This is a genomic window from Streptomyces aureoversilis (assembly GCF_042657885.1).
Lineage (GTDB): Bacteria > Actinomycetota > Actinomycetes > Streptomycetales > Streptomycetaceae > Streptomyces > Streptomyces aureoversilis.
The window spans coordinates 252,944-265,250 of record NZ_JBHSKJ010000012.1 but is presented as its reverse complement, the minus strand read 5'-3'; the positions used below and the strand labels follow the sequence as shown (position 1 = coordinate 265,250).

11 protein-coding genes are annotated in these 12,307 nt (G+C 73.1%); 7 read left to right on the top strand and 4 right to left on the bottom strand.

Annotation, left to right across the window (positions count from 1 at the left end):
- The 3 genes from ACFPP6_RS22365 to ACFPP6_RS22355 form a co-directional block, all read left to right on the top strand.
- Positions 1 to 1,211, top strand: a 1,211-nt coding sequence (locus ACFPP6_RS22365) for a tetratricopeptide repeat protein (protein ID WP_382045142.1), incomplete at its 5' end; no start/stop codon positions are given.
- 507 nt (positions 1,212 to 1,718) lie between these two features.
- Positions 1,719 to 1,958, top strand: a complete 240-nt coding sequence (locus tag ACFPP6_RS22360; protein WP_382045140.1) for a hypothetical protein — start codon at positions 1,719 to 1,721, stop codon at positions 1,956 to 1,958.
- A 681-nt stretch (positions 1,959 to 2,639) separates the two neighbouring features.
- Positions 2,640 to 2,948 carry a hypothetical protein gene (locus tag ACFPP6_RS22355; RefSeq protein WP_382045137.1) on the top strand — a complete coding sequence of 103 codons (309 nt, stop codon included), beginning with the start codon at positions 2,640 to 2,642 and terminating at the stop codon, positions 2,946 to 2,948.
- Between the two features lie 33 nt (positions 2,949 to 2,981).
- Here the strand turns inward: ACFPP6_RS22355 and ACFPP6_RS22350 are convergent, their stop codons facing one another.
- On the bottom strand, positions 2,982 to 3,416 hold the full coding sequence (locus ACFPP6_RS22350; RefSeq protein WP_382045170.1) for a pyridoxamine 5'-phosphate oxidase family protein: 435 nt from the start codon (positions 3,414 to 3,416) through the stop codon (positions 2,982 to 2,984).
- Between the two features lie 147 nt (positions 3,417 to 3,563).
- Positions 3,564 to 5,276, bottom strand: coding sequence for an AMP-binding protein (locus ACFPP6_RS22345; RefSeq protein ID WP_382045135.1), 1,713 nt, complete (start codon positions 5,274 to 5,276; stop codon positions 3,564 to 3,566).
- 135 nt (positions 5,277 to 5,411) lie between these two features.
- On the opposite strand from ACFPP6_RS22345, the gene ACFPP6_RS22340 reads away from it, so the two are divergent.
- The 3 genes from ACFPP6_RS22340 to ACFPP6_RS22330 are packed head-to-tail and all read left to right on the top strand — an operon-like array spanning position 5,412 to position 7,940.
- The gene (locus ACFPP6_RS22340; RefSeq protein ID WP_382045132.1) at positions 5,412 to 6,644 is read left to right on the top strand and encodes a lipid-transfer protein; all 1,233 of its coding nucleotides are present in this window, start codon (positions 5,412 to 5,414) and stop codon (positions 6,642 to 6,644) included.
- A gap of 4 nt (positions 6,645 to 6,648) precedes the next feature.
- Positions 6,649 to 7,113, top strand: a complete 465-nt coding sequence (locus tag ACFPP6_RS22335) for a Zn-ribbon domain-containing OB-fold protein (protein ID WP_382045129.1) — start codon at positions 6,649 to 6,651, stop codon at positions 7,111 to 7,113.
- Positions 7,110 to 7,940 carry an enoyl-CoA hydratase/isomerase family protein gene (locus ACFPP6_RS22330; protein ID WP_382045126.1) on the top strand — a complete coding sequence of 277 codons (831 nt, stop codon included), beginning with the start codon at positions 7,110 to 7,112 and terminating at the stop codon, positions 7,938 to 7,940. The genes ACFPP6_RS22335 and ACFPP6_RS22330 overlap by 4 nt, the downstream gene beginning before the upstream one ends.
- Positions 7,941 to 8,003: 63 nt before the next feature.
- Here ACFPP6_RS22330 and afsK read toward each other — a convergent pair whose 3' ends face one another.
- Complete coding sequence (afsK, locus tag ACFPP6_RS22325) at positions 8,004 to 10,541, bottom strand: protein serine/threonine kinase AfsK (RefSeq protein ID WP_382045123.1); 2,538 nt, start codon at positions 10,539 to 10,541, stop codon at positions 8,004 to 8,006.
- Positions 10,542 to 11,031: 490 nt separating this feature from the next.
- Here afsK and ACFPP6_RS22320 point away from each other — a divergent pair, with 490 nt between their 5' ends.
- The gene (locus ACFPP6_RS22320) at positions 11,032 to 11,679 is read left to right on the top strand and encodes a TetR family transcriptional regulator (protein ID WP_168091090.1); all 648 of its coding nucleotides are present in this window, start codon (positions 11,032 to 11,034) and stop codon (positions 11,677 to 11,679) included.
- A gap of 122 nt (positions 11,680 to 11,801) precedes the next feature.
- On the opposite strand, the gene ACFPP6_RS22315 is transcribed toward ACFPP6_RS22320, so the two are convergent.
- The gene (locus tag ACFPP6_RS22315; RefSeq protein WP_382045167.1) at positions 11,802 to 12,293 is read right to left on the bottom strand and encodes a nitroreductase family deazaflavin-dependent oxidoreductase; all 492 of its coding nucleotides are present in this window, start codon (positions 12,291 to 12,293) and stop codon (positions 11,802 to 11,804) included.
- Positions 12,294 to 12,307: the final 14 nt, after the last annotated feature.

Sequence of the window (12,307 nt, the reverse complement as noted above, 5' to 3'; positions counted from 1 at the left end):
CCCTGCTGGAGTCCGCCGCACCCGGCCGGTACCGCTACCACGACCTCGTACGCCTCTACGCGCGTGCATGCGCCGAACGCGACGAACAGCCCCCCGCGGAGCGCGAGGCAGCCCTCTCGCGGCTGCTGGACTTCTACCTCGCGACGGCTGCGGGGGTGTACGTCCTGGAGCGCCCCGGCGACCAGCTCCTCGCCCACCTGACGCCCACGACCCACCCCGGGCTCGTCTTCACCGACCGGGGCGCGGCGAGCGACTGGCTCTTCGCCGAGGCCGGGTGCCTGCTGGCCTGCGTCCGCCAGCACGCGACCGCCTCCGGCGAAACCCTGCGCCGCGCCGTCGACCTGCTGCTGGCCGCCAAGGACCTCGCCGAGTCCGGCGCCGACTCCCGCCTCTACGAACAGGCCGCGACCGCGCTGCTGGCCGCCACGCAGGCGGCCGGGGACACCCGGGCCGAGGGCCGCGCCCGGACGGTGCTCACGCACGTCCACAGCCTCGCCGGCCGCTTCAACCAGGCCGACGAGCAGGCCCTGCACGCCGTCCTCCTCGGCCGCGCCACGGAGGACCCCATCCCGTGCGGCTACGCCTCCAACAACCGCGGCATCATCGCCATCTACCAGCACCGCCACGAGGACGCCGAGGCGTACATCAGGCAGGCGCTGGAGTGCTTCCGGGCCGACGGCAACCGGCCCTGCGAGGCCAGCGCGCTCAGCAACCTGGCCCGCGTCCACCTCGACACCGGGCGCACCCGCTCGGCGGTCGAGCTCGCCGAGCAGGCGCTCGCCATCTACCGCGAGATCAACGTCAGCTGGCGGCTGGCGAACGGCCTGTACACGTACGGGCTGGTGCTCACCCACGCCCGCCGGTTCGAGGACGCGCTGCGGCAGCTGAACGAGGCCATGCCGATCTTCGTCGACAACCGGCAGCGGCTCTGGGAGGGCATGACGCACTACCGGCTGGCGGAGGTCCACCTGGCGGCCGGACGGCCGACCGCCGCCGCCCACCACGCCGAGCAGGCGCTGAAGCTGCGCGGCATCGGCGGCGAGTGGCGGCGCGGCAACGTCCTGACCGTCCTGGGGCGCTCGCTCGACGCCCTGGGGCAGCCGGGCCGGGCGCGCGCCTGCTGGACGGAGGCGCTGGCCATCTACGAGCAGCTGGGGTCGTCGGAGGCGGCGGACGTGCGCGATCTGCTGTCGGTGGCTACGACCGTTTAGAGGCCGGCCGACCGGCCGGCGCGGGGCTGCTGGGCCCGGCGGTCCGGGGATGCGGCGGCGCCGGAGGGCTACGGCGCGCGGCGGCACGCGGCGGCGAGGGCTTCCGCCCGGAAGGCGGCGCAAGAGGTCCGTCCGGCGAGGATGGAACTCTGCGCTCCGGGGTAGCGCATAGATAAGTGCGACCGGCACACAAAGCGGAAGCGAAGATTTCGAAGCTCCGTACGAGGCTTCGAACCCCCCTCCGGGAGCCGCCCACAAGGGCCACATGGCCCCGGAAAAACGCTGTCACGTGCCCGTTCATCGATCGTTTATCGCGACACGGCAGTCTGAGTCATGTCGATCCGTCGCGTCGGGGGGCAGACGGGTCGTAGGTGAGGCCTCACCTCAGGGGTGATCAGCCCCAGTCCCCGTCCGGCGGCCATCGGGGGAGTCGCCGGGCGGGTTCTGCATCCCAGCACCAACCCCTCACGCCACACGACTCGCACCGACCCATCGGAGTTGATCGCTATGAGCGAGGAGCGGAAGCTCACGCCAGGCGTGGCCACACCGCAGGACGACCACGCCACCGGCGGGACGTTCGCGGCAGGGCAGCAGTTCGCGCCTCCGCCGGACGACCACGCCACCATCGGTGAGCCGATCGTCATGAAGGACAAGAGCGCCGTCAAGAAGAAACCCCTCCCGACGGAGGACCGGGTCGTCATGGACGACCACGCCACGGGGGACAAGCCCAAAACCGGGCTCATCTGATCGGGCTCCCGGGACGGGGGGTTTCTGACCGAAGACATCGGCGGCCAGGAACCCTCCGGCCGGGGGGCCTCAGGGGGAGAGCACGACACGGGGACGTTCCGGGGAGGAAGTACCGCAGGGAACGTACCCGGGGAAGACGCACGACGGGGGAAACGTACGGGGGACGTACGACGGGGGAGCCGTACGGGGGAACGTACGACGGGGGAAAGCACGGGGGAATGCACGACGGGGAGATCCGACGGCGGATTTCCACGGGGGATTCAACGGGGGTCGTCCGGCGCATGAGCGGAACGGGGGCGTCGGACGGGAAGAAAGGCGCCATCGCAACGGGGGAAAGCACAGCAACACCACGGGGGAACAGCACGAGGAACAGCACGGGGAGCACCACGGGGGACGCACAACAACTGAAGAACAACTGAAGAAGGTGAACGGGGGAAAGTGCACGACAACTGAACACGGAAGCACCAACGGGGGACTGTCAGGGGCCGGCGTCGGCAGCACGGAGGGGAAGCCGTCGACGCCGGCCCCTGCGGTCATGCGCCCATGGCGCCCAACTGCAAACAAACGGACCGGAGTTCACACACTTCCGTCCGAACCGCGGACGCGGCCGTCCTCACCCGCTACGTTCGCTGGCATGCGCAACACCACCGCATTACACCCCCCGAATCAGAGAGGTCGGAAATGAACGCCACCAGCACGCGCACGAAGAAAGCCCTCCTCATAGCCGCCCTGACCGCCGCCGGAGCACTGGCCACGGCCGGCCCCGCAGCCGCCGCGGGCGCCGACGACCACACCACCAAGGGCGTTCCGTCCGCCTCCGTGCAGCTCGTGCACTCGCTCGGCGGCGGCGCGGCCGCCCCGGGTGACGACCACACCACGGGCGGCTTCGACGACCACACCACCGGTGGCGCCGACGACCACACCACGGGCGGGTCCGACGACCACAGCACCCTGGCGCCCGGGCTCGGCTCCGCCGGAGCGTCCCGCTAGGGACGGCTGCTGCAGCGGCAGCGGCGCTGCAGCTCAGCTCGCGCCACCCAGGTCGGCCGAGAGCCAGTGCCGCGGCCGCATCCTGATCGCCACGACCGCTTCCGGGGCGGCCATGATGCTCTCGACGTGCGCCTCCACCGCCGACTCCGTCGGCAGGTAACGGGCAGCGATCTCCCTTGCCAGCTCTTTCGTCGCCGTTTCGACCGACACGAGCTCGCCCTCGACGGAGACATACCGGTACGTCGGAGACGTCTGGTCCACCAAGAGCGTGAATCGCCCGGCATCGGCAATGAGCTGTGTTTTGCGGGAGGCGCGGCCGGTGACGAGTACGACCTCACCGCCCGGACGGTAGACGTACCAAATGGGCACGTTCACCGGGCCGCGCCCTTCCTCGCCGGAATCGACGGCAAGCGCCGCAACATGCGGGCCGACCAGGAATTTCTCACGCTCTTCGACGGAAAGCGGCATCGCGTCCACCTCGTTCACGGTCGTGCGGATTCCGGGACTCCGGGAGAGCCCCGCTGGGTTTTCCGGATCGCGTCCTTGCGTCTTCCGGTCCACTCAGCTTGGTCTTCAGGTCCACTCGGCACCGGTGACCGCGCCGCCGTTCCCCCGTTATTCGGCCGCCATTCCGCCTGCTTGCCGCAATCCGCGCTTGACCACCTTGCCGGAGGCGTTGCGCGGCAGGACGGGAACGAACTCCACCTCCCGCGGCACCTTGTACGCGGCCATCTCGTGCCGCGCCCAGGCGATCAGCTCCTCGGCCGACACGGCCGGCCCGCCGCCCCTGAGCACCACAAAGGCCTTGCCGGCCTCGCCGAGCCGCTTGTCCGGCACGCCGACGACCGCGACCTCGGCGATGCCCGGGTGCCCGGCCAGCGTCCGCTCCACCTCCGCCGGATAGACGTTGAAGCCTCCGGCCACGAACATGTCCTTGATCCGGTCGGTGATCCGCAGATTGCCCTCGCCGTCCAGCACACCGATGTCGCCGGTGTGCAGCCAGCCGTCCACGTCGACCGTCTCCGCCGTGGCGCGCGGGTCCTCGAAGTAGCCCTTCATCACCTGGTACCCGCGCACGAGGACCTCGCCCGGCCGCCCCGGCGGCAGCGCCTTACCTCCCGCCCCCACGACCTTGACCTCGGTGTCCGGCAGGGCCCGCCCGGACGTGCCCGCGACGACCTCGGCGCGGTCGTCGCGGCGGCACATGGTGACGACGCCGGTGGCCTCGCTCATCCCGTAGGCCGTCAGCACCGTGGGGACGCCGGCCTCGTCCCGCAGCCGCCCGACCAGCCGCGGATCGACGTCCGCCGCCCCCGTGACCACCAGCCTCAGCGAGGACAGCACACCGGCGGCACAGGCCGGGTGGTCCAGCAGCGCCTGGAGGAGGGTGGGCGGACCGGGCAGCACCGTGATGCGCTCCGCGGTGACGTGGGCCAGCACCGCGTCCACCGCGAAGACGGCCTGCGGCACCATCACCGCGCCGCGCATCAGGCAGGCGAGGACGCCTGCCTTGTAGCCGAAGGTGTGCGAGAAGGGGTTGACGATCAGATAGCGGTCCCCTCTCCGCAACCCGGCCAGATCGCTCCAGGCCGCGAAGGTGCGCAGGCTCTGGGCATGGGTGACCACCACGCCCTTGGGCTCGCCCGTGGTGCCGGAGGTGAAGATGACGTCAGACGGCGCGTCGGGGCCGACGGCGTTCGCCCGCGCCCGTACGGCCCAGGCCGGCACCGCGTCGCCCGCCGCGAGGAACTCCTTCCACGTCCGGAAGCCGGACGGCGCGTCCTCGGCCAGCACCACGACCTCCTGCAGGTGCGGCAGCCCGGGCAGGGGGACGTCCGGGCGCCGGTCACGACCCTTGCCACGCCTTCCGCCGACGCCGCCTGCACCTGCGCCGGCATCGCGAAGGCCAACGCCGACGCCGGCACCGGCACCATGCGTAGCGCCCGCCGCGCGGCGCAGGGCGGCGACGTAGGAGGTGCCGAGGAACGTGCCGGTGACGAAGAGCAGCTTCGCCCGGGTGCGCGCGAGCACCTGCACCGCCTCGGCTCCCCTGAGCCGGGTGTTGACCGGGACGAGGACCGCGCCGGCCGTGACGGCCCCCAGCGCGGAGACGATCCAGTCGAGCGTATTCGGCGCCCAGACGGCCACGCGGTCCCCGGCCTCGACACCCGCCGCGAGGCAACCGGCGGCGGCCCGCTCGATCCGGGCGGCGAGCTGCTCGTAGCCGACCCTGGTCCGGCCCTCGACCACTGCCTCGCGGTCGCCGTAGCGCGCCGCGGCCGTACGGACCAGCCGGGGTATGGACATGAACTCCAGGTCTCCGCGCATCGCGTGCCCTTCCCGCCGCCCCGGCCCGCCCACTGCTGACTGTTCGTCAGATTAGCGATAGCCTTCCGCGCTGTCAGCAGGGGCAGCAGCGGTAGCAGGGGGAGCAACCGGAGCACCGACGCGACGGAGGGGACGATGGCCGCGAGACGTACGACACCGGCAGCACCGACGGCGCACACGACCGCCAAGGCGCCGACGGCATCCCCGGCGGCCACGGCGGCCACGGCGCTCAAGGACGCCACCGCGATCGTCGGCATAGGACAGACCCCCTTCGCCCGCCGGCTCGATGCTTCAGAAAAGACCCTGGCCTGCCGCGCGATCCTCGCCGCGCTCGATGACGCGGGCATCCCCCCTTCCCAGGTCGACGCCTTCGCCTCCTACACCATGGAGGAGACCGACGAGGTCGAGATCGCCAAGGCCGTCGGCGCGGGCGACGTGACCTTCTTCGCCAGGACCGGCTTCGGCGGCGGCGCCTCCTGCGCGACCGTCGCCCACCTCGCCACCGCGATCGCCACCGGGCAGGCCTCCGTCGGCGTGGCCTGGCGCTCCCGCAAGCGCGGCTCCGGCCCCCGCCCCTGGACCGACACCCGCAGGCAGCTGCCCACCCCGGCGCAGTGGACCCGCCCGTACGGCCTCCTGCGCCCGGTTGACGAGATCGCCATGCTCGCCCGGCGCTACATGCACGAGTACGGCGCCACCCGCGACCACTTCTTCAACGTCGCCCTGGCCTGCCGCAACCACGCCCGCCGGAATCCCGCCGCGATCATGCACGGGCGCCCGCTGACCCGCGAGACCTATATGGCCTCCCGCTGGATCAGCGAGCCGCTCTGCCTCTTCGACAACTGCCTGGAAACGGACGGTGCCCTCGCCTGCGTCGTCGTCTCCGCCGACCGCGCCCGTGACTGCCGCCGCTCCCCCGTCTACGTGCACGCCGCCGCCCAGGGGCTGCCGACCCAGCACCACGGCATGGTCAACTACTGGAACGACGACCCGCTCACCGGCCCCTCCTGGACCGCCGCCCGGCAGCTGTGGAAGACGGCAGACTTCGGCCCGGACGACGTCGACGTCGCCCAGATCTACGACGCCTTCACCCCGCTCATCCCACTCTCCCTCGAAGGCTACGGCTTCTGCGGCCGCGGCGAGGGGGCCGCCTTCACCGAGGACGGCGCCCTCGAACTCGGTGGCAGGCTCCCGGTGAACACCGGCGGCGGCGGGCTCAGCGAGGCCTACGTCCACGGCTTCAACCTCATCACCGAAGGCGTCCGCCAGCTGCGCGGCACCTCGACCGCGCAGGTGCCCGGCGCCGCGACATGCCTGGTCACGGCGGGCGAGGGCGTGCCCACTTCGGCTCTGCTGCTGAGGAGTTGACCTCATGTCCTCCATGATGAGGGGCACCACTGACAACGGCCTGCTGGCGCCCGAGCCCGACGACGACGGCGCGCCCTTCTGGGAGTTCGCGGCCCGCGGCGAGCTGCGCATGCAGGCCTGCGCCCGCTGCGGTGAGCTGCGGTTCCCGCCGCGTCCGTGCTGCCCGCACTGCGCGTCCTTCGACAGCTCATGGCGACGCATGACCGGCCGCGGCAGCATCTGGTCGTACGTCCTGCCCCACCCGCCGCTCCTGCCCGCCTACGCGGCACGGGCCCCGTACAACGTCGTGGTCGTGGAACTGGCCGACGCCCCGCACCTCCGCATCCCCGGCAACCTCGTGGCGGCACCCGATGCGGACATCGACTCCGTCGACCCCGCCCTCCTGTGCATCGGCGCGCCCGTGCGCGTGACCTTCGCACGGCTCGCCGGCGGCATGGTCGTGCCGCGGTGGCTGCTGGAGGAGTCATGAGCGGCGACGGCGCGAGCGGCGACGCGCCGGCCGGTGCAGGGACGCCTGCGGAGGCCCGCGCCGACGTCCGCACGGAGGTACGCGCGGACGGCGTAGCCCTCGTCACCCTCGACCGGCCCGCACGCCACAACGCCATCGACCTTGCGACCGCCGCCGAACTCGCCGCCGTCTGGCGCCGGTTCCGCTTCGACGCCGACGTCCGGGCCGTCGTACTGACCGGTGCCGGGGACCGGGCCTTCTGCACCGGCATCGACCGCTCCGCCACCGTCCCCCAGCCGGGCTCGCCCTACTCCCTGGACGACCCCCTGCGCACCGTCGGCCCCAAGTCGTGCGACCTGTGGAAGCCGGTCGTGGCGGCGGTCGGCGGGATGGCGTGCGGCGGGGCGTTCTACCTGCTCGGCGAGGCGGAGTTCGTCGTGGCCGCCGAGAACGCCACGTTCTTCGACCCGCACACGACCTACGGCATGGTCAGCGCCTACGAGGCGATCCACATGACGCAGCGCATGCCGTTCGGCGAGGCCGCCCGACTGGCCCTGATGGGCACCGCCGAGCGGCTCTCCGCGCGGCGGGCGTACGAGATCGGCCTGGTCTCCGAGCTGACCGCCCCCGGCGGGGCCGTCGACGCCGCCCTGCGCGCCGCCGCCGTCATCGCCGCCTGCCCGCCGGAAGCGGTACAGGGCACGGTGCGGGCCTTGTGGGCGGCGAAGGAGGCCGCGCTGGAGCGCGCGCTCTCGCTGGCCCCGCACCTGATCTCCCTCGGCAGCCTGCCGCCGGAGCAGCAGGCGCAGCTCTTCGCCTCACGCGAGCGGGGGCACCGCCTGCGCTGAACCGGCGGCGCGGGAATCACCACCCCACGAGGCGCGGGAATCCGCCACACCAAGGGGAGGCCCTCACCGCCGGGAGGACATGCCCGTCCCCTTCGCCGCGTCCAGCGCGTACACGCAGCGGTCCTTGCTGCACGCGTACACCACGCCGCCCGCCACCACCGGCGAGCCCGTGATCTCGCCGCCCGTGGCGAGCTTCCAGCGCAGCTGCCCGCCCGCCGCGTCCACCGTGTACAGACAGTGGTCGGCGGAGCCGAAGTGGATGCGGCCGTCGGCGACGACGGGGGCGCCCACCACATCGCCGCCCGCGGCGAACCGCCACTTGGGCGTGCCGGTGACCGCGTCCAGGGTGTAGAGCGCCCCTCCGCTGCCCAGGTGGATGGAACCGGCCGACACCAGCACCGGCTCCGTGGACTGCCGGGCCTCCGTGGCGATGCGCCAGCGGTCACGGCCGGTGGCCGCGTCCAGGGCGTAGACGGTGCCCAGGTAGTCGGCGATGTAGACGCCGCCTCCGGTGACCGCGGGGCCGGGGGCGAAGGCCGGCGGGCTCAGGAAGACGGCGGGCGCCTCGAAGCGCCAGCGCACGTCGCCGCGCGCCACGTCGATGGCGAGCACGCGCGTACCGGCGGCGACGTACACCACGCCGTCGGGGCCCGTCAGGAGCCGGACGGGCACGCCGCCGCAGGAGGCGGTGTCGCCCACGGGGTACGACCAGCGCTCGGCGCCGGTGCGGGCTTCGAGGGCGCGCAGCCGGGCGTCGGCCCACACGTAGACGGTGCCGTCGTGGACGAGGGGGCCGCAGTCGGGCGTCTCGAAGTCGGTCTGGGCGCCGCCCATCTCCCACAGGAGCTCGCCGTTGGCGGCTTCCCAGGCCTGGACGCCGCCGCCGCGGGTGCCCGTGACGACCGTGCCGCGGTCGGCCCGCAGGGAGTAGACCCAGCCGTCGGTGGCGAGCCGCCAGCGCTCGGAGCCGTCGGAGGCGTCGAGGGCGTAGAGGGTGGGCCCGTCGGAGGCGTGGATGCGGCCGTCGGTGACGGCCATGGCCCAGGCCACGTCCCGGGTCTTGAACTGGCGCCGTCCGGTGGCCACATCGAGGGCGTGCACCTCGAACGAGGTGACGTACAGCAGCTCGCCGGCCACCGTGGGCGTGCCCCAGACGTCGTTGGACATGCGGAACCGCCAGGGCCGCCAACGCCCCTGGTCGCCGGGCGCATTGGTGGTGCCGTCGGCCGCGGCGCCGGTCGTCTGGGCGGGGACGGACGTGGGGGCGGGCCCGCCGCCGGCCACGCCCGCGGGCGGACGCACCCAGCCCGTGGCGGGCCCGGTGCCCGACGGGGAGCGGGTGTCGCGGCCGTCGGCGACGCGCGGGCCGGGGCCGATGGGGACCTGCGCCCCCGCCAGCCGTACCGCTCCGTCGTGCGCGGGCGCCGCGGGGTAGCGGCCGGGGGCGGCGAGCGGGGCGGTGCCGGCGCCTGCGCGGGAGTCGTGGGGCGTGCTCAGGCCGCCGCGCGGGTCGTGCCCGACGGGTGCCGGGGAACGGCCGGTGCCGGCCGCACCGCGCCCGTCCCCCCAGGCGGGGCCGCTGTGGGCGGCGGGGGCCGGCGACTGGTCGTAGGAGGGCGCGGGGGTGGGCGGCTGCGCGGGGCGCTGCGGGACGGCCGCCCGGGCGCGCCCGCGGCTGCCGGCGCCGGCGGCCGCCGGCCGCTGGCCCGCGCGCCGCTGCTCGATGAGCGAGACGGCGTTGTCCGGCAGCCAGGCCGAGGCCGTGCCGCTGTCGTCGCCCCCGCCGGAGGCGAAGAGGTGCGGGGCCAGCTCGGACTGCAGGTCGGCCGGGCTGGGCCGGTGCTCGGCGGCCATCTGCATGCAGGAGTCGATCAGGGGCCGCAGCTCGTCGGGCAGGCCGCTCAGGTCGGGGCCCTCGCGGAGCAGCATGAAGACCGTCTCCACCGGATTGGCGCCGTGGAAGGGGGCGTGGCCGGTGGCGGCGAAGACGAGGGTGGAGCCGAGGGAGAAGATGTCGCTGGAGCCGGTGACGCTGCGGGAGTCGCGCGCCTGCTCGGGGGACATGTAGGCGGGGGTGCCGACGGCGACGTTGGTCATCGTCAGCCGGGTGTTGGAGACGCCGGAGGCGATGCCGAAGTCGATGACGCGCGGGCCGTCCTCCACGACGAGGACGTTGGAGGGCTTCAGGTCGCGGTGGACGAGGCCCGCGCCGTGGATGGACTGCAGGGCCTCGGCGATGCCGGCCGCGAGCCAGCGCACGGCCTGGGCGGGCAGGGGCCCGCACTCGTTGACGATCTCCTCGAGGGAGGGCGCGGGCACGTACGCGGTGGCGAGCCAGGGCACGGCGGCGCGCGGGTCGGCGTCGACGACGGCGGCGGTGTAGAAGCCGCTGACCGCGCGGGCCGCCTCGACCTCGCGCGTGAAGCGGACCCGGAAGAGCTGGTCCTCGGCGAGCTCCGTGCGCACCGTCTTGATCGCCACCCGCCGGCCGGACGCCGAGCGGGCGAGATAGACCAGCCCCATGCCACCGGCACCGAGTCGGCCGAGCACCTCGAACGGGCCGATCCGTCTCGGGTCGTGCTGCGTAAGCTGCTCCACCACTGACCTGCCACCTCCCCGTCGGGGCTTGAAGGGTTTCAGCCCCGTGCAGCGTCTCACCGCGAATTATCCCGGGGTACGCATGCTGATTCTTCCTGGCGAACGACGCGGTGGCGAACCCGGGTCGCGCTTCACCCTCTCTCCACCACATGCGGAACGCCTCGCCCCGCGCCTCCTACCCCCGCTTCCCGTCCGCGATCCGCCGCCGCCCCCGGGAGCTTCCGCCATGGCCCGCGGGGTGTTGTCACGACTGCCACGTTAGCGGGGGACCGCGGTCTTCCGCGGGACCTGTGGACAACCGTGCGAAGGGTCTCCGAAGGACGTTGTCCACAGCCTGTTGATAAGAGGATTCACCGGTACGGGCCAATCCCGTGCGATCTTCCCGCGGTCCCCCACAACCCCTCTGAGCTGGCCTTACACCCCACTCCACACCCCTGCCCCCATTTGCATGCGGCCGAATCGCGCTCCGATCACCCCTCGGTAAGCTGACGGCATGACAGGACAAGTACGCACCGTCGACGGCCGCGTGGCCGGGCGACGCGGCCAGGCGACGCGGCAGAAGCTGCTCGACTGCCTCAGCGAAATGCTCAGCTCCTCTCCCTACCGAGACGTCAAGGTCATCGACGTCGCCCGCAAGGCCGGCACCTCGCCCGCGACCTTCTACCAGTACTTCCCGGACGTCGAGGGCGCGGTCCTCGAGATCGCCGAGGAGATGGCCAAGGAGGGCGCGAGCCTGACCGAGCTGGTCGCCGGCCGCTCCTGGGTCGGCAAGTCCGGCTGGCAGGCCGCCGAAGAGCTCGTCGACGGCTTCCTCGGGTTCTGGCGCAAGCACGACGCCATCCTGCGGGTGGTCGACCTCGGGGCGGCCGAGGGCGACAAGCGGTTCTACAAGATCCGCATGAAGATCCTCAACGCCGTCACCAACTCCCTCACCGACTCCGTCAAGGAGCTCCAGTCCAAGGGCAAGGTGGACAAGGACGTGAACCCCGCGGCCGTCGCCGGGTCGCTCGTCGCCATGCTCGCCGCGGTGGCCTCGCACCAGAAGGGCTTCCAGAGCTGGGGCGTCAAGCAGGCCGAGCTCAAGCCCAACCTCGCCCTCCTCGTGCACCTGGGCATCACGGGCAAGAAGCCGACGAGGTAGCGCTTCCGGCACCTCGCACGTCTGCACGTCCTGTCATCGCAGCGGCGGGCCCCCTCCGGCCGGGCCCGGAGGGGGCCCGCCGCAGTGATTTCCCCTCAGCCCCTCTCCCTCGGCTCTTTCCCTCACTCCCGGCCGTCCGGACGCGGCTCCAGCCGGAACAGCCGGATCTCCCGGTCCACGCGCGCCTGGTACCGCGCGTACGGCGGCCAGAACGCCACCACCGCCTCCCACGCGGCCTTCCGCTCCGCACCCCGCAGCAGCCGGGCCCGCACCGGCACGTCCCGCCCCCTCCAGCTGATCTCCGCCTCCGCGTGCGCCAGCAGATTCGCGGTCCAGGCAGGGTGACCGGGGCGCCCGAAGTTGCTCCCCACCAGCACCCACCCGGTCGGCGGCTTCCCCTTCGGCCCCTCCGTCATGCAGGCCAGCGGCGTACGCCGCGCCTGTCCCGTCCGCGCGCCGGTCGACGTGAGCACCAGGCCGGGCAGCAGGCGGGCGCTGAGCAGCGTCCTGCCACCCGTCAGACGGTGCACCGCACGGTCCAGGGCCGGCACGCAGTGCGGCGCGATCCGCGCGAACGTACGGGTCGAGGAGAGCCTCTGCACCACGCGCTCCAGACGCTCCTTGCGGT

Coding starts and splice junctions, on each gene's coding strand:
- ACFPP6_RS22335 (WP_382045129.1), top strand. CDS start 6,649: ATGTCCTCCATGATGAGGGGCACCACTGACAACGGCCTGCTGGCGCCC.
- ACFPP6_RS22330 (WP_382045126.1), top strand. CDS start 7,110: ATGAGCGGCGACGGCGCGAGCGGCGACGCGCCGGCCGGTGCAGGGACG.
- ACFPP6_RS22355 (WP_382045137.1), top strand. CDS start 2,640: ATGAACGCCACCAGCACGCGCACGAAGAAAGCCCTCCTCATAGCCGCC.
- ACFPP6_RS22350 (WP_382045170.1), bottom strand. CDS start 3,416: ATGCCGCTTTCCGTCGAAGAGCGTGAGAAATTCCTGGTCGGCCCGCAT.
- ACFPP6_RS22320 (WP_168091090.1), top strand. CDS start 11,032: ATGACAGGACAAGTACGCACCGTCGACGGCCGCGTGGCCGGGCGACGC.
- ACFPP6_RS22340 (WP_382045132.1), top strand. CDS start 5,412: ATGGCCGCGAGACGTACGACACCGGCAGCACCGACGGCGCACACGACC.
- ACFPP6_RS22360 (WP_382045140.1), top strand. CDS start 1,719: ATGAGCGAGGAGCGGAAGCTCACGCCAGGCGTGGCCACACCGCAGGAC.
- ACFPP6_RS22345 (WP_382045135.1), bottom strand. CDS start 5,276: ATGCGCGGAGACCTGGAGTTCATGTCCATACCCCGGCTGGTCCGTACG.